Raw genomic sequence first — 18247 nt, forward strand, 5'->3', positions numbered from 1 at the left:
ACCCGCATCCCTCACCCAACCATGAGAAAATGCCCCGCATGAACACTGCTACGTCCCCGCAGGCGCGCGGTTCCGGCCGCCGGACCCTGGTGCTGCTGTTTGCCGTGTTCTTCGGGGCGATGGCGCTGGCCGCCGTGCTGCGCTTCTCTGGCTGGCAGCCCACCGGGCACCGCAATGCCGGCCAGCTGCTGAAGCCGCCGGTGGACCTGCGCCAGCAGGCGCCCACCCTGGCCAACGGCCAGCCGTACCCTTGGAACCCCGAAGCCCGTACCTGGCGCCTGCTGGTGGCACCGTCCGGCGCCTGCGACGCGCCGTGCGTCACTTTGTCGCAGGGACTGGGCAAGGTGTGGCAGCTGTTCGGCCATAACGCCGATAATGTCGAGATCCTGTGGCTGGGAACGCCACCGGCGTCGATCGCCTCGCTGCCCGCGCTGCGGCCGCTGGCTCCGTCGCCAGCCCTGCGCGCGGCGCTGCCCGGCGTCGATGATCCGGCTGGACTGCCGGTCTACGTGATCGATCCGAACGGCTTCGTGATCATGCGCCATGCCCCGGGTTCCGACCTGGGTGGCCTGCGCAAGGACATGGCCACGTTGCTGAAACTGAAGTGAGTCCCGTTTGATGAGCCTTTCCGCGCGTCCGGCGCTGCACCGCAATTTCCACCGCCTGGCGTGGTTCGCCATGATCATGACGGCGAGCACGATCATGTTCGGCGCCTTCGTGCGCCTGTCCGATGCCGGCCTGAGCTGCCCGGACTGGCCGACCTGCTATGGCCAGGCCACCTGGCCGCAGCACGTGGAAGAGACCATCGGCCACCCGGCGGCGGAGATCCGCCCGCTGGAGACCCACAAGGCCTGGCGTGAACAGGTGCACCGGTTCCTGGCCGGCGCACTGGGCATCGAGATCCTGACCCTGGCGCTGCTGGCCACGCGCAAGCGGCGATTCGGAAGCACGGCGGTGGTGACCGCCTGCGTGCTGGTGGCCGCCGGCATACCGCTGTACATGATGGGCTGGCATGGCACCGCCAGTACCTTGGCTCTGATCGGCGAGGCGATCCTGCTGATCGCCGCGCTGCGCTGGAGCAACATCGACCTGGCGCGCGCTGCACTGCTGACCCTGGCCGTGGTGATCTTCCAGGCCCTGCTGGGCATGTGGACGGTGACCCTGCTGCTCAAGCCCATCGTGGTGATGGGGCACCTGCTGGGCGGCATGCTGATGTTCGCGCTGCTGGCTTGGATGGCGTGGCGTGCCACGCACATGCCGATCACCCTGGCCGAGGCGCCGAAGCTGAAGTGGCTGCTGCGCATCGGCCTGGCCGTGCTGGTCACCCAGATCGCCCTGGGCGGCTGGGTCAGCGCCAACTACGCGGCGCTGGCCTGCGGCGGTGGCAGCGCCTCGCTGGACAACTTCCCGCGCTGCGCCAACCAGTGGTGGCCGCAGCACAACTTCGTCGAAGGCTTCACGCTGTGGCGTGGCATCGGCGTGGATTACGAAGGCGGCGTGCTCGATGGCGCCTCGCGTATCGCCATCCAGATGGCCCATCGCCTGTTCGCCGTGGTGGTGGCCGTCTACCTGCTGTGGCTGGGCGTGCGCCTGTTCCGTTTGCCGAGCATGCGCGGCTGGGCCAGCGCGCTTATCGCGCTGCTGGTGCTGCAGGTCACCCTTGGCATTCTCAATGTGAAGCTGGCGCTGCCGCTGGAAGTGGCGGTGGCCCACAACGGCGTGGCCGTTGCCCTGTTGTTCGTGCTGGTCAGCCTGCTGGCCCGCCTGCGCGCCCCGGACTGACTCCATGTTTTCCAATTACCGCCAGTACTGGGACCTGACCAAGCCCAAGGTCGTTGCCCTGATCGTCTTCACCGCCCTGGTCGGCATGGTCCTGGCAATCCCGGGCGTGCCCACCTGGGAGCAGGTGCGCGCCGGCGTGCTCGGTTTCCTCGGCATCTGGCTGGCGGCCTCGGCCGCAGCCGCCATCAACCAGCTGCTGGACGCGCACATCGATGCGCAGATGGCGCGCACCTCGTGGCGTCCGCTGGTGGTGGGCAAGGTCAAGCCATGGCAGGTGCTGGTGTTTGCCGGCGTGCTGATCGTGCTGTCGATGACCATCCTGGTGCTGTGGGTGAACCTGATCACCGCCGTGCTGACCTTCGCCTCGCTGATCGGCTACGCGGTGATCTACACCGTGTACCTCAAGCGTGCGACCTCGCAGAACATCGTCATCGGTGGCCTGGCCGGCGCGATGCCGCCGATGCTGGGCTGGGCGGCGGTGACCGGCATGCAGGGCTCGTCGGACTGGGCGTACTCGTCGCTGCTGGTGCTGATCATCTTCATCTGGACCCCGCCGCACTTCTGGGCGCTGGCGATCTTCCGCCGCGAGGACTACGCCAAGGCGGAGATCCCGATGCTGCCGGTGACCCATGGCGTGGTGCATACCCGCAAGCAGATCATGGCGTATTCGGTGGTGCTGGCGCTGGTGTGCCTGTTGCCATACCTGGTGGGCATGAGCGGTGCGTTCTACCTGGGCGGCGCGATCGTGCTCAACGCGGTGTTCCTCTGGTACGCCTGGCGCATGCTCAACCCGCCGGATGAGCTGTTCTCGATGAAGATGTTCTATTACTCCATCGTCTACCTGATGGCGCTGTTCGCCTTCCTGCTGGTGGACCACTGGATCCTGCCCTGGTTGTAAAGCGCCACCTGTAGAGCCGAGCCCATGCTCGGCTGAGGGGTGGTTGGAAGAGCAGCCGAGCGTGGGCTCGGCTCTACACTTGATCTCTTCCAGCGGCGTCGCCATTACTGTTCCTGACCGCAAAGGAAAGGAAGGCGCAGGGATGCATTCGATCTTCCGTTGGACCGCTGCGCTGCTGCTGGCGCTGGGTGTGGCCCTCACCGCGCATGCCGATGACACCGCCGCGCAGATCCGCCAGCATGCCGGTGAGCACCGCCTGCTGGTACTGGGCGAATTCCACGGCACCCGCGAGACCCCATTGCTGGTACGCCAGCTGGTGGACGACTACAGCCGCAACGGCCCGGTCCTGCTGGCGCTGGAACTGCCACGCGCCGAGAACCCTGTGCTGCGCGGCTATCTGGAATCCGATGGCGGGGCCACGGCGCGCCGGCACCTGCGCGGCCGCGCGTTCTGGACCGTGCGCGATGACCAGCATGATGGTCGCCGCAGCCGTGACATGCTGGCGATGATCGAAGGCCTGCGTGTGCTGAAGGCGCAGGGGCGCGTGATAGAAGTGGTTGGCTATGACGTCAATGCCAGCAGTGGCGGCAACCAGGCGCGCGATGACTTCATGGCAGCCGAGTTGCGACGGCTCTATCGAGGGTTGCCAGACAATGCACGCATGCTGGTGCTGACCGGCAATGTCCACGCCATGCTGCGGCGGCCGGAAGGTATGCCGCCGGAAATGCAGAGGCGGCCGATGGCCTCCCAGCTGCGGGACCTGGATATCTACAGCGTGCGGTTGGGTGCGCAACGTGGTCAGACGTGGGGATGCGCGGGCGGTTGCATGGCGCGGCCACTTCGAGAGCAGGTTGCCACGGGGCCGCGGGTCGCTGCAGGGGCGGAACGGCCGTACGACCTGTGGGTATGGATGCCGGAACTGAGCGTCGGGACGCTGGTGGATCCGTAGCGTCAGGCAAGCCATCCACGCATGGCGTGGATCTACTCCGGATCACAGGTGTCAGCCGAGCGTGGGCTCGGCTCTACAGTAGATCCACGCCATGCGTGGATGTTCTCCCCATCGGGTCAGGGCTTGCGTCGCGCGTAGCGCTGCGCGATCACGCCGCAGACGATCAGCTGGATCTGGTGGTAGATCATCACCGGTAGCACGATCGCGCCGAGGCTGCCGCCGGCGAACAGCACCTTGGCGATTGGCACGCCGGTGGCCAGGCTTTTCTTCGAGCCGCAGAACACGATGGCGATCTCGTCCTCGCGGTTGAAGCGCAGGCGGCGGGCGATGAAGGTGATCAGAGGCATGGCGATGCCGAGCAGCACGGCGGCCACGACCGCCACGGCCAGCAGCGAGAGCAGCGGCGTCTTGCTCCACAGTCCTTCGGTCACCGCCTCGCCGAACGCCGAATACACCACCAGCAGGATCGTGCCCTGGTCGGTGTAACGCAGCAGCGCGCGCTGCTTTTCCACCCAGCCGGCAATCCACGGCCGCAGCAGGTGGCCGGCCACGAACGGCACCAGCAGCTGCAGCATGATGCCGCCGATCGCATGCAGCGGGTCGTGCACGCCGCCGGAGGTGCCCGCCAGCGCGGTCAGCAGCAGCGGGGTCAGGAACACGCCGAGGATGCTCGACAGCGAGGCGCTGCACACCGCTGCGGGCACGTTGCCATGCGCCATCGAGGTGAACGCGATGGACGACTGCACGGTGGAGGGCAGGGTGCACAGGAACAGCACGCCGAGGTACAGCTCCGGGGTCAGCAGCCAGCCCGACAGCGGCTTGAACATCAGCCCCAGCAGCGGGAACAGGAGGAAGGTGCAGGCCAGGATGGTCAGGTGCAGCCGCCAGTGCAGCATGCCGCCGATGATCGACTCGCGCGGCAGGCGCGCGCCATGCAGGAAGAACAGTGCAGCGATGGCGACGGTGGTGACATCGTCCAGGACGATGGCGGCGGCGCCCTTCATCGGCAGCAGGGAGGCCAGGCCGACGGTGCACAGCAGGGCGAGGGTGAAGTTGTCCGGTCGCAGGCGCGACCACCAGCGGGTCATGGTGGGCAGAGTCCTTGGTGCGGAGGGTTCAGGGTGAGGTGACCGGCGTGGCCAGGCGTTGGCGGGTGGCGGCTTCCAGCGAGGTCAGGCCAGCACGCTGGCCCAGCTGCAGGGCCTGTTCGGGGCTGGCATGTTCGTAGCGTGCGTTGACCAGGCCGAGCACGGCGCCGGCGCGGTTGCCGGACGCACAGTGCAGCAGCACCGGCCCCTGGCTCTGCCGCAGGGCCTGGTGCACGGCGCGCACGTTGGCGGCATCGAGCCCCTCGGCACCGGCCACCGGAATGCGCACGTAGCGCAGGCCCAATGATTCGGCGAGGCGGGTTTCGTCGAAACCCCGGTCCTCGCCGGGCTGGCGCAGGTCGATCACGGTGCGCACCCCCTGCGCGGCAAGTTCGCGCAGTTGTGCGGCGGAGGGCTGGCCGCCGGCATACAGGCCCGGGCGGACTTCATTGAGCGGGCCATCTGCGGCCAGGGCCGCCAGTGGCGGGCAGAGCGACAACAACAGCAGGCAGGTCAGGCGCAGCAGCATGGTCCTCTCCGTGAAAACGTTCTGCCGCTACAGGCGCAGTCCGGCGCGCGCCTTCAGCAGCTCGCGCAGTTCGTACTTGTCAGTATCATCCAGGCCCTGCTGGCGCTGCTTTGCCAACAACTCCTCCAGGCGTTGCACCAGCAGCTGTTTCTCCAACTGGGCCACAGCATCGTGCAGTTCCTGGGTCCAGCTGGCCTCGGTGCCGGGCAGCGTCTGAGCGGCCAGCGTATGCAGCGACGCCTGTTCCTCGCGGCCGTCGAAGTGTTCCAGCAGGGCGCCGGTGCTGATGTCCGGGCGCTGTTCGACCAGCCCCAGCAGTTCCAGCAGCAGTTCCACACCGGGCAGGCGAAGGCCCTGGAAGTGGTGCTGGCCGCCCAGGGTCAGCGCCAGTGAGGGCTGCTGCAGCAGCACAGCGATCGCGCCTCGCACCAGGCTGCGCCTGGCCACCGGCTGGATCGCCCGCTGTGGCTGGCGTTGCGGCATCGGTGCGCGCACAGACGGTGCGTTGCCGCCGAGCCCGGTCAGCTGCGCCAGCTGCTGCTTCATCAGGTCGCCGAAGGCACCGTCGGGAATCTGCGCCAGCATCGGCTTTGCGCGTTCGGCCAGGCGCGCCTTGCCGTCCAGCGTGCCCAGGTTGATCTCGCGGGTCAGTTCATCGAAGAAGAACTGCGACAGCGGCGTGGCCTGCTTCAGGCGCTCGTTGAAGGCCTCGGCGCCTTCCTTGCGCACGATGGTGTCGGGGTCTTCGCCATCGGGCAGGAACAGGAAGAAGGCCTGGCGGCCATCCTTCATGCGCGGCAGCACCGACTCCAGCGCCTTCCAGCCGGCGCGGCGGCCGGCGGCATCGCCGTCGAAGCAGAAGAACACGTCCGGTGCGTTGCGGAACAGCAGCTCGGCGTGGTCCGGCGTGGTCGCCGTACCCAGCGTGGCCACCGCCTGGGTGACCCCGAACTGGAACAGCGAGACCACGTCCATGTAGCCCTCGACCACGATCAACCGCTCGATCTTCTGGTTGGCCTGGCGCACCTGCCACAGGCCGTACAGTTCGCGGCCCTTGTGGAAGAGCGCGGTTTCGGGCGAGTTGAGGTACTTGGGGCCGTCGTCCTTCTCGAACACGCGCCCGCCGAAGGCGATCACCCGGCCACGACGGTCGAAGATCGGGAACATCACCCGGTCGCGGAACTTGTCGTAGACGTGGCCGCGATCGTTCTTGGAGAACAGGCCGGCGCGGTCGAGCAGCTTCATGCGGCGCTCGTCCTTGCCCAGCGCATCGCGCAGGCCGCTGTAGCCATCCGGTGCGTAGCCGATCTGGAAGCGCGCGCGGTTCGCTTCGTCCACGCCACGGCTTTCCAGATACGCGCGTGCCTTCTCGCTGCCTTCCAGATTCTTCTGGAAGAACTTGGTGGCGGCGTCCAGCGCCGAGTACAGCTCGCGGCTGTCGTCCTGCTGCTGGGGGCTGCGCGGGTTTTCGTTGCGCGGTACTTCCATGCCGGCACGCTTGGCCAGCTCATCCACCGCGTCGAGGAACTCGAGGCGGTCGTAGTTCATCAGGAAGCTGATCGCGGTGCCGTGCGCGCCGCAGCCGAAGCAGTGATAGAACTGCTTGGTGGGCGAGACCGTGAACGACGCCGAGCGCTCGTCATGGAACGGGCAGCGTGCGGCGTATTCCTTGCCCTGGCGCTTCAACGGCACGCGGCTGCCCACCACCTCGACGATGTCGGTGCGGGCGAGCAGGTCGTCGATGAAAGCGTCGGGGATACGGGCCATGGGCAACAGGGCAGGGCGCGGTGCAGGACCACGCGACGGAACCGGGGGCGGTCGGCCTAGTTTACCCCCTGTCGGGCACCTGGCTGGCGGTTGCCGGATCGATGCCGGCTGCGGCCAGGTGATGGCGCGCGCGCAGGCGCTCATCGATCACCGCCGTCATCAGGGCGCCAACGAAGAACACGACGGTGGCGTAGTAGATCCAGACCAGCGAGATCACCAGCGCACCCATCGAGCCGTAGGCACTGCCGGGGGCCACGGTGGCGATGTAGACGCCGATGCCGTAGCGGCCCAGTGCGAACAACGCCGAGGTGATGGCACCGCCGATGAAGGCCTGGCGCCACGCCACGCGGCGGTCGGGCAGGTAGTGGTACATGAAAGCGAACCCCACCGCGTACAGCAGCAGGCTGGTGACGTAACCCAGCGCGGGGAGGATCGAGGGCAGTTGCGCGAAGGCCACCTGCAGTACCGTGGTGGCAGTCATCGACAGGATCAGCAGGAAGCCCAGGGCCAGCACCACGCCGAACGAGAACACGCGCTTGCGCAGCCAGGCCTTGAGGCCCTCCAGGCGCTCGCCGCTGGTGCGGAAGATGAGGTTCAGTGCGTTCTGCAGCTGCGCGAACACGGCGGTGGCGCCCACGAACAGCAGCAGCGTGCTCCACAGCCCTGCCAACGAGCCGACGTCGGGCTGGTTGTCGGCGTTCTTCAGGACGGTCTCGGCCACGATCGCAGCACTGCTGCCGGCCACCGAGCTGATCTGGTCGACCAGCGCCTGCTGTGCCGGCGGGTACAGCGAAGCGGTCAACCACAGCAGCAGCACCAGCAGCGGTGCCATCGACAGCAGGGCGTAGAACGAGACGGAGGCTGCCTGGGTCAGCACGTCGACGTCGATGAAGCGCTTGGCCACCGCCATCGGAAAGCTGTCCTGCAGGCGCTTGAGATACTTGTGCAGGGACACGGGAACGTTGGGCTCGGGTTCAACCATGTGTGCGGTTGTAGCAGGCGACCGACGAAGGTGCGGTGAAACGGGTACATCAATTGGGGGCAGAGCCCTTTCGCGTTGCGAAAGGGATCCGCCCCCGTTGCCGGATTACGCCAGCTGCTGCTTGACCAGCTTGGACACCAGGCCCATGTCGGCCTGGCCAGCGAGCTTGGGCTTCAGGGCGCCCATCAGCTTGCCCATGTCGGCCGGGCCGGAGGCGCCGGTCTCGGTGATGGCGGCCTGGATGGCGGCCACGATCTCGGCTTCGCCCATCTTGGCCGGCAGGTAGGCTTCGATGACCACGATCTCGGCGCGCTCGATCTCGGCGAGGTCTTCGCGGTTGGCGGCTTCGTACTGGCTGACCGAGTCCTTGCGCTGCTTGACCATCTTGTCGAGCACGGCGATCACGGCGGTGTCGTCCAGCTCGATGCGCTCGTCCACTTCGCGCTGCTTGATGGCGGCATTGATCAGGCGGATCACGCCCAGCTTGTGCTTCTCGCCCGCCTTCATGGCGGCCTTCATGTCTTCGGTGAGCTGCTGCTTCATGCTCATGAGGAACCTCGTGGTGGTAGGTGGGGCGGGGCGGATGCCCGAACCCGGAAACGCAAAAAGCCGGCGACGCTCGCGCGTGCCGGCTTCGGCTCCATCGCAACGGGCAGGCCCGCCGCAATGAAGATGCGTCCGATCAGTACAGGCGCTGACGCTTGGTGACGTCGCGCGACGAGCGGCGCAGCTGACGCTTCACAGCAGCGGCGGCCTTGCGCTTGCGCTCCTGGGTCGGCTTTTCGTAGAACTCGCGCTTGCGGGTTTCGGCCAGCACACCGGCCTTTTCGCAAGTGCGCTTGAAGCGGCGAAGAGCAAACTCGAAGGGCTCGTTCTCGCGGACTTTGACGCTGGGCATGGAATCTCCGGGACACAGTAGAACCGGGTCACGCCCGGCGAGCCGCACATTATAGCGGCGAATCGACAAACTGCAAGCGGCCAACCCTGAATACGGGCCGGCGGTTCGAAAGCAGTGAGATCTGCGCGCTCCCCGAGGGGACGGCAGGGGCGTCATAATAGCAGGCATGCGAGTCCTTGGCATCGAATCTTCCTGTGATGAGACCGGCGTGGCGGTGTATGACACCGACCTGGCCGGCAGCGCAGCCCTGCGCGCCCATGCGGTCTACAGCCAGATCGCCCTGCACGCCGAATACGGTGGCGTGGTGCCCGAGCTGGCCAGCCGCGACCACGTCCGCAAGCTGCTGCCGCTGGTGCGCCAGACCCTGGCCGACGCCGGTCTGGGTGTAGGCGATATCGATGGCGTCGCCTATACGGCCGGTCCCGGCCTGGTCGGCGCGCTGCTGGTGGGTGCGGGCGTGGCCCGATCACTGGCCTGGGCGCTGGAGGTCCCGGCCGTCGGCGTACACCATATGGAAGGGCACCTGCTGGCACCGCTGATGGAAGACGACCCGCCGCAGGCCCCGTTCGTTGCGCTGCTGGTGTCCGGTGGCCATACCCAGCTGGTGGCGGTGGATGCGATCGGCCAGTACCGGCTGCTGGGCGAAACCCTGGACGATGCGGCTGGCGAGGCCTTCGACAAGACCGCCAAGCTGATGGGCCTGCCGTACCCGGGCGGCCCGCAGCTGGCCAGGCTGGCCGAGCAGGGCACGCCGGGCGCGTACCGCTTCGCGCGGCCGATGACCGACCGCCCGGGGCTGGATTTCAGCTTCTCCGGCCTGAAGACCCAGGTCCTGATGGCCTGGCGAGACAGCGACCAGAGCGAGCAGACCCGCGCCCATATTGCCCGGGGCTTTGAGGACGCGGTGGTCGAGACCCTGTCGATCAAGTGCGAGCGCGCGCTGGAAGCGGCCGGGACGAACGTGATCGTGGTTGCCGGCGGTGTAGGTGCCAACAAGCGCCTGCGCGCCCGCCTGCAGCAGATGGCCGAGCGCCTCGGCGGCCGCGCCTGCTTCCCGCGGCCTGCACTGTGCACCGACAACGGCGCGATGATCGCCTTCGCTGGCGCGCTGCGGCTGCAGGCTGGCCAGCACAGCCCGCCGAAGGTGGATGTGACCCCGCGCTGGGACATGGCGACCCTGCCGGCGGTGTGAACCGATAGCGTCGGGCCATGCCCGGCGGATGCATTACCGATGCACTGCCAACGGCGACGCCGCCAGCACGGTTGTCGCCCGCTCATGGCGCTGCAGCCAGCCCAGGGTGTGTGGGCAGCGGGCATGGATCAGCCGCCCGATCGCGGCCAGGTCGGCACCGAGGTCGCGCTCGAGGATGGGCTCGTGATGGGCGATGCGGTTGCGCAGGTGGCGGATGCGGCCAATATCCGCGTGGATGGCTTTCCGGATGACACTGGGGTGGGCGCAAGGCGCATGGCGCAGGACTCCGCTGAGTGCCGGTATCCACAGCGTGGAATCGAAGCGACATGTGAATAGCTGCTGCCAGAACACCATAGGCAGGTTGGCGACGATTTCAGGTGTATCGCTGGCGCGACTGGCAAGTTGTTCCAGTGCCGTGCGTGGAGAAGTACTGGACGAAGTTGGCAGCCTGCGTCTGAAGGCATCATTCCAGGGCCAACGTGGACCGTGCTGCCGAACAAGAACCATTGCCGCGGCGTTGCGGGTGACCACCTCGCACAGATGGACCGGCATCATCAGTGCACTGCACAGCCGCATGTTCCAGAGGTAGAGGGATTCGGCTGTGACGTCGGGGCCGCAGGTCGATGCGATTCTCTCGTAAGTAGACAGACGCTCCGCTGACAACGCGCGCCGCAGTACATCGTATGGAGCCATCGTCATGTGCGGTGGTGAAGGAGGGATCGATGTTCGCGAGAGTGGGCGGCGGCGACCATCAGGGAACGTCCTTGTCCGCGCGGCTGATTTTCTGCGTTTTGCCTCGGACGAATACCTGACCTGTCCTGTCGGATTTGGCCTTGACCGGCGATCTGGTCCTTGCCTAATCTGCGTGCCTGCGCCACCGGGACTCGCGGCTGGATTCCAGCTCCCCCTGGGGACAAACGGTAGTACCAAAGGGCCCCGCTAGCAGGGCCCTTTGTTTTTTCCGGGCCGCCCCACGCCGGTGGCCCACCGCCCGTTCCGGGCAGGCTCACCGCCGTGCCGTTACCATGGCCGCCTGTATTCGTGCCGGTAAGCGCAATGGACAAGGTTTTCATCGAAGGGCTGACGATCGACGCCCTGATCGGTATCTACGATTGGGAACGACGGATCCGCCAGGACCTGGTGTTCGACCTGGAAATGGGTTTCGACAACCGTCGCCCCGCAGCCACCGATGACATCGCCCACACCCTGAACTACAAGGCGGTGAGCAAGCGCCTGGAACAGTTCGTGCGCGAGTCGGAGTTCGGCCTGGTCGAGACGCTGGCAGAGCGCTGCGCGCAGATCGTGCTGGACGAATTCGACGTGAAGTGGCTGCGCCTGAAGCTGAGCAAGCCGGGCGCAGTGCGCGGCGCGCGTGCGGTGGGCGTGATCATCGAACGCACGCGGGACTGACCCGGTCGTGCCGGCCGTTGGCCGACAACCCCGGTAGTGCCGGCCGCTGGCCAGCAACCTTGGCAACAACGAAACAGACAGGAGACAACTGATGGTGGATGCGGTGGTGGCGGTACAGTGGCTGGAACGGCTGCAGAACACACTGGAACCCTATCCCGGCGCCTACCTGGCGTTGATGATCTCGGCGCTGCTGATCGCGGCCGGCCTGGCCAACTGGGTGACCAAGCGCATCCTGCTGCGTGGCCTGCGGCGCCTGCTCAGCCGCCTCCCCGGCGCTGACACCGGCCGCGGCAGCCATCTGATGCGGGTGATCTCGCGCCTGTCCAACGTGGTGCCCAGCCAGGTGATCGCCTCGGGCATCCGCATCGTGCCGGACCTGCCGCCGGGCCTGGTCAGCTTCATCATCGGCGCCTGCCAGGCGTGGGCGATCCTGACCGTGGTGCTGGCCATCTCGCATGCGCTGGATGCGGCCAACGATTTGTACGAGCGCCGCCCCGAGGCACGCAACAAGCCGATCAAGGGCTACCTGCAGGTCGCCAAGATCGTCCTCTTCGTGATCGCCGGCCTGTCGATCGTTGCCACCCTGGCGGGCGTCGACCTGCGCTATCTGGTCACCGGCCTGGGCGCGGCCACGGCGGTGCTGATGCTGATCTTCCAGGACACCATCCTGTCGCTGGTGGCCAGCGTGCAGATCAGCGGCGATGGCCGGGTGCGCATCGGCGACTGGATCGAGATGCCCAGCCAGAACGCCGACGGCGACGTCATCGACATCGCGCTGCACACCATCACCGTGCAGAACTTCGACAAGACCATCACCACCATCCCGACCAAGAAGCTGGTGACCGAGTCGTTCAAGAACTGGCGCGGCATGCAGGAAGCCGGTGGCCGCCGGATCAAGCGCGCGCTGTACCTGGACCAGCACAGCGTCGGCTTCCTGGACGAGGGCGACCTGGCCTTCCTCGGCCAGTTCGCGCTGCTGCGCGACTACCTGCAGGAGAAGGAACAGGAACTGGGGCAGTGGAACGGGCGCCTGCGCGAGCAGGGCATGGCCGAGGTCAACAGCCGCCGGGTGACCAACCTGGGCACGTTCCGCGCGTATGTGGAGCGCTACCTGCGCAGCCATCCGGGCATCCATACCGACATGACCCTGCTGGTGCGGCAGCTGCAGCCGACCACCGAGGGCCTGCCGCTGGAGCTGTACTGCTTCACCCGCAGCACCGCCTGGGGCGAGTACGAGGCCGTGCAGTCGGACATCTTCGACCACCTGCTGGCGATCCTGCCAGCCTTCGGGCTGCGAGTGTTCCAGGCGTCCAGCGACGCCATGTTGATGGCCGGGCAGCGCCAGTTGGCCGGCTCGGAGTAAGCTGCGGTGGCCCCGGCGGAGCCATACGGACCCCGCTGGTGGCTGAAACTGAATGAAGAAACCTCTCGCCAAATGGCTCGGGATCGCTAGAATGCCGGGCTTGTAAACGTTTTCATCAAGGACTGCCGGTGGCCTCCGAACGCATCGAATCCCTCATTGCCCAGATGACCGTCGAGGAAAAGGTCGGCCAGCTGGGTGTCTTCGCGGACATGGTCCGCCCGTTCGCCCCGGACGTGAACCCGGAAGCCAACGTGCGCAATGCCGACCAGGTGCTGCAGCAGGTGCGCGAGGGCAAGGTCGGCTCGCTGTTCAATGGCGTGGGCGCCGAGCTGGGCCGTCGCATCCAGCAGGTCGCCACCGAGGAGAGCCGCCTGGGCATCCCGGTGATCCTGGCCGCCGACGTCATCCACGGCATGCGCACCGTGTTCCCGATTCCGCTGGGCGAGGCCGCCAGCTTCGAGCCGGACCTGGCCGAGCGCACCGCGCGCGCCACCGCCATCGAGGCCACGGCCGCTGGCCTGCACTGGACCTACGCCCCGGCCGTGGATATCGCCCGTGACCAGCGCTGGGGCCGTGGCGCCGAAGGGGCCGGTGAGGACGTGGTGCTGGGCTGTGCGTTCGCCGCCGCCCGCGTGCGCGGCTTCCAGGGCAGCGACCTGCGCGCCGCCGATTCGCTGCTGGCCACGCCGAAGCACTTCGCCGCCTACGGCGCGGTGATGGCCGGCATGGAATACAACATGGTGGACATCTCGCCGCAGACCCTGCGCGACGTGCACCTGCCACCGTTCAAGGCCGCCTTCGACGCCGGCGCGATCACCGTGATGTCCTCGTTCAATGACATCAACGGTGTGCCGGCCAGTGCCAACGCTGAACTGCTGACCGACATCCTGCGCGGCGAATGGAAGTTCCCGGGCGTGGTGATCTCCGACTACACCGCCGACATGGAGCTGGTCGCCCACGGCTATGCCGCCGACGATCGCGATGCCACCGCCAAGGCGTTCACCGCCGGCCTGGACCTGAGCATGCAGAGCGGCTTCTACGCCGAGCACCTGCCGGGCCTGGTCGAGAGCGGCGAGGTGCCCATGGCGGTGCTGGATGAGGGCGTGCGGCGCATCCTGTGGCTGAAGGAAACCATCGGCCTGTTCGACGACCCGTACCGTTCGCTTGACCCGGCACGCGAAGCCGATACCTCGTACCTCGACGCGCATGACGAACTGTCGCGCGACGCCGCGCGGCGTTCGATCGTGCTGCTGAACAACCGCGACAACGTGCTGCCGTTGCAGAAGACCGGGCAGAAGATCGCGCTGATCGGCCCGTTCGTGCAGGACCGCGAGAACATCGAAGGCTGCTGGACGCTGTTCGGCGACAAGCAGCGTTACGTGGACCTGGAGACCGGCGTGCGTGCCGCCATCGGCGACGAAGCGATGCTGGAAATCGTGCCGGGCTGCGAACTGGAAGCGGCCATTCCGGGCGGTACCGAAGCGGCGGTGGCTGCCGCGCTGCGCGCCGATGTGGTGGTGTTGGCGCTGGGCGAACCGCAGCGCTACAGCGGCGAAGCACAGTCGCGCGTGGAGATCACCCTGCCGCCGGCACAGCAGGCGCTGGCCGAGGCCGTGGCGATGACCGGCAAGCCGCTGGTGGTGCTGCTGCGCAATGGTCGCGCGCTGGCGCTGCAGGGCGCGGTGCGCAATGCACAGGCTGTGGCGGTGACCTGGTACCTGGGCACGCAGACCGGCCATGCCGTGGCCGATGTGCTGTTCGGCGACTACAGCCCGTCCGGCCGCCTGCCGGTCAGCTTCCCGCAGGTGTCCGGCCAGCAGCCGTACTTCTACAACCACCCGCGCACCGGTCGCCCGGAACTGCCGACGATGTCGGAGTTCAAGGCCCGCTGGCGCGAGATTCCGAACGAACCGCTGTACCCGTTCGGCCATGGCATCGGCTACACCACCTTCGCCTACGGCGTGCCGCAGCTGAGCACTGCACAGCTCGGCTGGGACGACACCCTGACCATCACCACCACGCTGACCAACACCGGCAGCGTTGCTGGCGAGGAAGTCGTGCAGCTGTACATCCACGACCGTGTGGCCAGCCGCGTGCGTCCGGTGCGCGAACTGAAGGACTTCCGCAAGGTGGCACTGCAGCCGGGCGAGTCGACCGACGTGGTGTTCACCCTGACCCGCGAGCAGCTGGCCTTCACCGGCCGCGACGGCGTGCTGCGTGCCGAGCCGGGCCTGTTCGACCTGTGGGTGTGCGCGTCCTCGGCGGCTGGCGAAGCGGTGCAGTTCGAACTGCTGAAGGCCTGATTGAAGAAAAAGGGGACGGAGGGGATTAAGTCGTTAGTGGCACAAACGACTTAATCCCCTCCGTCCCCTTTTTGTTGCCGTCACTGTGGCGGCGCTACCATCGGGCCTCCTGTTTCGATGGAGTGCGCGCATGCGCCGGATGGCCTACCTGATTCCCGCCCTGATGCTGGCCGCCTGTTCGCAGCCGGCGGCACCGCCGGCCGAGCCTGCGGCGGATGCGCCGCCGCCGATGGAGGCCAGCGCGGCAGCGACGCCTGCCGCTGAACCGACAGCGCCGGCTGCTGGACCCGCCGACTTAGCACCGCCCGCACCGGCAGCCGAGGCGCCCGCCGAGGATGCGCGTGCGCGCATCGAGTCGCTGCTTGGCGATGCCGCGCAGTTCGAGAAGGTCTTCAATGCGTTCAAGACCGCCGTGGTTGGCGGGGATCGCGCTGCGGTGGTCGAGGAAGTGCGATTCCCGTTGAACATCAGCGGCGGAAAGAAGATCTCCGGCCCCGGAGAGTTCCAGCGCAACTACGAGAAGATCATCACCCCGGAGGTGGTCAAGGCGGTGTCCGAGCAGGACTTCGGCAAGGTGTTCGTCAACCAGCAGGGCGTGATGATCGGCAGCGGCCAGGTGTGGTTGAGCGGCCAGTGCCTGGACCAGGCCTGCACGAAGACCGAGGTGAAGGTCATCACCATCCAGTAAACGCAGACGGCCCCGCGTGCGGGGCCGTTTGGCAGGGTAGTGCCGGCCGCTGGCCGGCAACCGCCGGATGCCGGAAGGATCCAGGTGCCGGCCAGCGGCCGGCACTACCGGGGCATCAGGTCTTCGGGGTGAGCTTCAGCAGGCGCGCCTTGCTGCCGTCTTCCAGCAGCCACAGGGCGCCATCCGGACCCTGTTCCACTTCGCGGATGCGCTCGCCCATGCTGAAGCGCTCAGCTTCGCGCGCGCCGTCGCCGTCAAAGGCCACACGCACCAGCGAGGTCGACGACAGGCCACCGATGAAGCCGCTGCCCTTCCACTGCGGGAACAGGTTGCCGCTGTAGATCACGAAGCCGGCCGGCGAGATCACCGGCGTCCAGGTCACCTTCGGCGCGGCGAATTCCGGGCGCGTGTCGTGGTCGGGAATCGGCCGGCCGTCGTAATGGTCACCATTGGAAACGATCGGGTAGCCGTAGTTGGCGCCGCGCACGATCAGGTTCAGTTCGTCGCCGCCGGCCGGGCCCATCTCGTGTGCCCACAGCTTGCCGTTGGCGTCGAAGGCCATGCCGAGGATGTTGCGGTGGCCCAGCGACCACACCTGCGCGGCCACGCCGCCCTGCGAGGCGAACGGGTTGTCGGCGGGCAGGCTGCCATCGTCGTTGAGGCGGATGATCTTGCCGAGGTTGCTGCCCATGTCCTGCGCCGGATCGAACTTCTGCCGCTCGCTGGAGCTGATCCACAGCTTGCCGTCGGGGCCGAACGCGAGGCGATGCCCGTAGTGGCCCTCGCCGCTGACCTTGGGGCTCTGCCGCCAGATCACCTTCAGGTCCTTCAGCTGGCCACCGCCGTTGGCATCCATTGCCAGCGTGGCCCGGGCCACGGCAGCACCGCGGGTGTCCAGCGTGCCTTCCTCGGCGTAGCTGAGGTAGATCACGTGATTACTCGCGAATTGCGGGTGCAGGATCACGTCACCGAAGCCGCCCTGGCCGCCGTAAGCGACCTTCGGAACGCCGGTGATCTCATGCTTCTGGCCGCTGGCCGGATCCAGGTGCTGCAGCATGCCGCGCTTTTCGGTGACCAGCAGGCTGCCGTCGGGCAGGAAGGTCATCGCCCAGGGCTGATCGAACCGGCTGATTTCGGTGGCAGTGAACGGGCGCTGGTCGGCAGTGGTGGAGGCTGCGGGCGCTGCGGTCTGGGCGCCGTTGGCGGCCGGGTCGGCGGCATTGCAGGCGGAGGTGGCAAGGATCGGCACAAGGCCGAGGGCGAGCAGCAGGGGCGTGCGGGTCATGGGTATCTCCAGTGCGGGGATGCGGATGGCCGGGCTGTCCCTTGTATACCACCGGCGCCGTGAGCGTCGTGGCCCGAAGGTCCTGCGACCCCTGTGCGAGCGCGGCGGGATCGTCTAGGGTGGGCACGCCCGGGCAAAGCGTGCCCGTCTGCCTGCCAAGGACCTGCAATGAACACTGCCATGCCCCACAAGCCCTCCACCGCCTTCATCGCCGCCTCATGGGTGGCCCTGCTGCTGGGTGCGGCGGCCTACCTGATCGGCCTGTTCAATGCCACGATGGCGCTCAACGAGAAGGGCTACTACCTGACCCTGCTGCTGTTCGGCCTGTTCGCGGCGGTGTCGCTGCAGAAGAGCGTGCGCGACCGCGTCGAAGGCATTCCGGTGAGTGGCCTGTACTACGCGCTGTGCTGGTTCGCGTTGCTGTCGGCGCTGATGCTGCTGCTGGTTGGCCTGTGGAATGCCACGCTGGCACCGAGCGAGAAGGGCTTCTACGGCATGGCGTATGCACTGTCGCTGTTCGGCGCGGTGGCCGTGCAGAAGAACACCCGCGACCTGATCGCCGCCGGTGGTGGCGGGAGCAAGCACAGCGCGATCGTGCCGCCGCTGCCGGAACAGGAGTGATCGATCCGGTGTAGAGCCGAGCCATGCTCGGCTCAGTCGAGCATGGCTCGACGTTACAGGCGTGGTGCGAGAGCCGAGCGTAGGCCCGGCTCTACAGAAGCATGGCGCTATCGCTTCAACAGCGGGTCCGCCAGGTGCGCGTCGTCCCAGCCACGGCGCACGGCATTGCGTGCCTGCGCCCATTCCAGCCGGCTGCGGCCACGTTCATTGGCCCAGCGCGATTCCAGCTCGGCTTCGACCTGCTCGTAGGCGCGGATCATGTCCTGCGCACGCGCGGCGTGGCCGATGCGGTAGGCAGGCTCGTAGTCCTCGAAGAACAACTGGTCGTCGTAGTACGGCTCGGCCGTGTAGCGTTCGCGCCAGTAGTTGCTGACCGCGTCGCGCGGCGTGCTGTCGTCCGGTACGCGGCCGGGAATCTGGTACTCGGTCATGGAAGGCTCCGTTGTGGACGAAGCCTGATCGTGCCTGCGTGGCGGTTAACGGCCCGGTCCG

General features: G+C 67.2%; 19 protein-coding genes. 10 read left to right on the forward strand and 9 right to left on the reverse strand.

The features are described 5' to 3' along the window. Positions 1-38: 38 nt before the first annotated feature. The 4 genes from ACTXG9_RS18085 (at position 39) to ACTXG9_RS18100 (ending at position 3629) form a co-directional block, all read left to right on the forward strand. Complete coding sequence (locus tag ACTXG9_RS18085; protein WP_031269939.1) at positions 39-608, forward strand: hypothetical protein; 570 nt, start codon at positions 39-41, stop codon at positions 606-608. 10 nt (positions 609-618) lie between these two features. After that, on the forward strand, positions 619-1782 hold the full coding sequence (locus tag ACTXG9_RS18090) for a COX15/CtaA family protein (protein WP_019662221.1): 1164 nt from the start codon (positions 619-621) through the stop codon (positions 1780-1782). Positions 1783-1786: 4 nt separating this feature from the next. Continuing rightward, positions 1787-2680: a heme o synthase gene (gene cyoE, locus ACTXG9_RS18095; protein WP_111098419.1), complete on the forward strand. Its 894-nt coding sequence runs from the start codon at positions 1787-1789 to the stop codon at positions 2678-2680. A gap of 142 nt (positions 2681-2822) precedes the next feature. Beyond that, entirely contained in the window at positions 2823-3629 is an 807-nt protein-coding gene (locus ACTXG9_RS18100) for a calcium-binding protein (protein WP_111098418.1), read from the forward strand. A 116-nt stretch (positions 3630-3745) separates the two neighbouring features. On the opposite strand, the gene ACTXG9_RS18105 is transcribed toward ACTXG9_RS18100, so the two are convergent. The 6 genes from ACTXG9_RS18105 to rpsU form a co-directional block, all read right to left on the reverse strand. Then, entirely contained in the window at positions 3746-4717 is a 972-nt protein-coding gene (locus tag ACTXG9_RS18105) for a bile acid:sodium symporter family protein (protein WP_049453414.1), read from the reverse strand. A gap of 28 nt (positions 4718-4745) precedes the next feature. After that, the gene (locus ACTXG9_RS18110) at positions 4746-5246 is read right to left on the reverse strand and encodes a fused DSP-PTPase phosphatase/NAD kinase-like protein (RefSeq protein WP_111102242.1); all 501 of its coding nucleotides are present in this window, start codon (positions 5244-5246) and stop codon (positions 4746-4748) included. 27 nt (positions 5247-5273) lie between these two features. Then, entirely contained in the window at positions 5274-7013 is a 1740-nt protein-coding gene (gene dnaG / locus ACTXG9_RS18115; RefSeq protein ID WP_021202937.1) for a DNA primase, read from the reverse strand. A gap of 61 nt (positions 7014-7074) precedes the next feature. Then, positions 7075-7995: a YihY/virulence factor BrkB family protein gene (locus tag ACTXG9_RS18120; protein WP_164144983.1), complete on the reverse strand. Its 921-nt coding sequence runs from the start codon at positions 7993-7995 to the stop codon at positions 7075-7077. A 105-nt stretch (positions 7996-8100) separates the two neighbouring features. Continuing rightward, complete coding sequence (locus tag ACTXG9_RS18125) at positions 8101-8544, reverse strand: GatB/YqeY domain-containing protein (protein WP_021202938.1); 444 nt, start codon at positions 8542-8544, stop codon at positions 8101-8103. 133 nt (positions 8545-8677) lie between these two features. Further along, positions 8678-8893 carry a 30S ribosomal protein S21 gene (rpsU, locus tag ACTXG9_RS18130; protein WP_002808376.1) on the reverse strand — a complete coding sequence of 72 codons (216 nt, stop codon included), beginning with the start codon at positions 8891-8893 and terminating at the stop codon, positions 8678-8680. 166 nt (positions 8894-9059) lie between these two features. Here rpsU and tsaD point away from each other — a divergent pair, with 166 nt between their 5' ends. Next, positions 9060-10085, forward strand: coding sequence for a tRNA (adenosine(37)-N6)-threonylcarbamoyltransferase complex transferase subunit TsaD (gene tsaD, locus ACTXG9_RS18135; RefSeq protein ID WP_206621593.1), 1026 nt, complete (start codon positions 9060-9062; stop codon positions 10083-10085). Between the two features lie 33 nt (positions 10086-10118). Here tsaD and ACTXG9_RS18140 read toward each other — a convergent pair whose 3' ends face one another. After that, on the reverse strand, positions 10119-10784 hold the full coding sequence (locus ACTXG9_RS18140) for a hypothetical protein (RefSeq protein ID WP_206621594.1): 666 nt from the start codon (positions 10782-10784) through the stop codon (positions 10119-10121). A gap of 357 nt (positions 10785-11141) precedes the next feature. Between ACTXG9_RS18140 and folB the strand changes: the two genes are divergently transcribed. From folB to ACTXG9_RS18160, 4 genes are all read left to right on the forward strand, one after another. Then, on the forward strand, positions 11142-11495 hold the full coding sequence (gene folB / locus ACTXG9_RS18145) for a dihydroneopterin aldolase (protein WP_005407807.1): 354 nt from the start codon (positions 11142-11144) through the stop codon (positions 11493-11495). A gap of 91 nt (positions 11496-11586) precedes the next feature. Continuing rightward, on the forward strand, positions 11587-12858 hold the full coding sequence (locus tag ACTXG9_RS18150) for a mechanosensitive ion channel family protein (RefSeq protein ID WP_111098416.1): 1272 nt from the start codon (positions 11587-11589) through the stop codon (positions 12856-12858). Between the two features lie 128 nt (positions 12859-12986). Beyond that, a complete protein-coding gene (locus ACTXG9_RS18155; protein WP_111098415.1) occupies positions 12987-15161 on the forward strand; it encodes a glycoside hydrolase family 3 N-terminal domain-containing protein in 2175 nt (724 codons plus the stop codon). Between the two features lie 130 nt (positions 15162-15291). Beyond that, positions 15292-15849 carry a hypothetical protein gene (locus tag ACTXG9_RS18160; protein ID WP_111102245.1) on the forward strand — a complete coding sequence of 186 codons (558 nt, stop codon included), beginning with the start codon at positions 15292-15294 and terminating at the stop codon, positions 15847-15849. Between the two features lie 115 nt (positions 15850-15964). On the opposite strand, the gene ACTXG9_RS18165 is transcribed toward ACTXG9_RS18160, so the two are convergent. Then, positions 15965-17134: a PQQ-dependent sugar dehydrogenase gene (locus tag ACTXG9_RS18165; protein WP_456115832.1), complete on the reverse strand. Its 1170-nt coding sequence runs from the start codon at positions 17132-17134 to the stop codon at positions 15965-15967. Between the two features lie 168 nt (positions 17135-17302). Here ACTXG9_RS18165 and yiaA point away from each other — a divergent pair, with 168 nt between their 5' ends. Then, positions 17303-17755, forward strand: coding sequence for an inner membrane protein YiaA (gene yiaA / locus ACTXG9_RS18170; RefSeq protein ID WP_019662207.1), 453 nt, complete (start codon positions 17303-17305; stop codon positions 17753-17755). A gap of 107 nt (positions 17756-17862) precedes the next feature. Here yiaA and ACTXG9_RS18175 read toward each other — a convergent pair whose 3' ends face one another. Next, positions 17863-18186 (reverse strand): hypothetical protein, encoded by a 324-nt coding sequence (locus ACTXG9_RS18175; RefSeq protein WP_021202945.1) that lies wholly within the window; start codon positions 18184-18186, stop codon positions 17863-17865. Positions 18187-18247: the final 61 nt, after the last annotated feature.

The sequence above is a fragment of the Stenotrophomonas maltophilia group sp. LNF247 genome, assembly GCF_054083135.1.

What these genes read in the sequence shown, in the direction of transcription:
- ACTXG9_RS18085 (WP_031269939.1), top strand. Translation starts at nt 39, where the DNA reads ATGAACACTGCTACGTCCCCGCAGGCGCGCGGTTCCGGCCGCCGGACC.
- ACTXG9_RS18090 (WP_019662221.1), top strand. Translation starts at nt 619, where the DNA reads ATGAGCCTTTCCGCGCGTCCGGCGCTGCACCGCAATTTCCACCGCCTG.
- cyoE (WP_111098419.1), top strand. Translation starts at nt 1,787, where the DNA reads ATGTTTTCCAATTACCGCCAGTACTGGGACCTGACCAAGCCCAAGGTC.
- ACTXG9_RS18100 (WP_111098418.1), top strand. Translation starts at nt 2,823, where the DNA reads ATGCATTCGATCTTCCGTTGGACCGCTGCGCTGCTGCTGGCGCTGGGT.
- ACTXG9_RS18105 (WP_049453414.1), bottom strand. Translation starts at nt 4,717, where the DNA reads ATGACCCGCTGGTGGTCGCGCCTGCGACCGGACAACTTCACCCTCGCC.
- ACTXG9_RS18110 (WP_111102242.1), bottom strand. Translation starts at nt 5,246, where the DNA reads ATGCTGCTGCGCCTGACCTGCCTGCTGTTGTTGTCGCTCTGCCCGCCA.
- dnaG (WP_021202937.1), bottom strand. Translation starts at nt 7,013, where the DNA reads ATGGCCCGTATCCCCGACGCTTTCATCGACGACCTGCTCGCCCGCACC.
- ACTXG9_RS18120 (WP_164144983.1), bottom strand. Translation starts at nt 7,995, where the DNA reads ATGGTTGAACCCGAGCCCAACGTTCCCGTGTCCCTGCACAAGTATCTC.
- ACTXG9_RS18125 (WP_021202938.1), bottom strand. Translation starts at nt 8,544, where the DNA reads ATGAGCATGAAGCAGCAGCTCACCGAAGACATGAAGGCCGCCATGAAG.
- rpsU (WP_002808376.1), bottom strand. Translation starts at nt 8,893, where the DNA reads ATGCCCAGCGTCAAAGTCCGCGAGAACGAGCCCTTCGAGTTTGCTCTT.
- tsaD (WP_206621593.1), top strand. Translation starts at nt 9,060, where the DNA reads ATGCGAGTCCTTGGCATCGAATCTTCCTGTGATGAGACCGGCGTGGCG.
- ACTXG9_RS18140 (WP_206621594.1), bottom strand. Translation starts at nt 10,784, where the DNA reads ATGACGATGGCTCCATACGATGTACTGCGGCGCGCGTTGTCAGCGGAG.
- folB (WP_005407807.1), top strand. Translation starts at nt 11,142, where the DNA reads ATGGACAAGGTTTTCATCGAAGGGCTGACGATCGACGCCCTGATCGGT.
- ACTXG9_RS18150 (WP_111098416.1), top strand. Translation starts at nt 11,587, where the DNA reads ATGGTGGATGCGGTGGTGGCGGTACAGTGGCTGGAACGGCTGCAGAAC.
- ACTXG9_RS18160 (WP_111102245.1), top strand. Translation starts at nt 15,292, where the DNA reads ATGCGCCGGATGGCCTACCTGATTCCCGCCCTGATGCTGGCCGCCTGT.
- ACTXG9_RS18165 (WP_456115832.1), bottom strand. Translation starts at nt 17,134, where the DNA reads ATGACCCGCACGCCCCTGCTGCTCGCCCTCGGCCTTGTGCCGATCCTT.
- yiaA (WP_019662207.1), top strand. Translation starts at nt 17,303, where the DNA reads ATGAACACTGCCATGCCCCACAAGCCCTCCACCGCCTTCATCGCCGCC.
- ACTXG9_RS18175 (WP_021202945.1), bottom strand. Translation starts at nt 18,186, where the DNA reads ATGACCGAGTACCAGATTCCCGGCCGCGTACCGGACGACAGCACGCCG.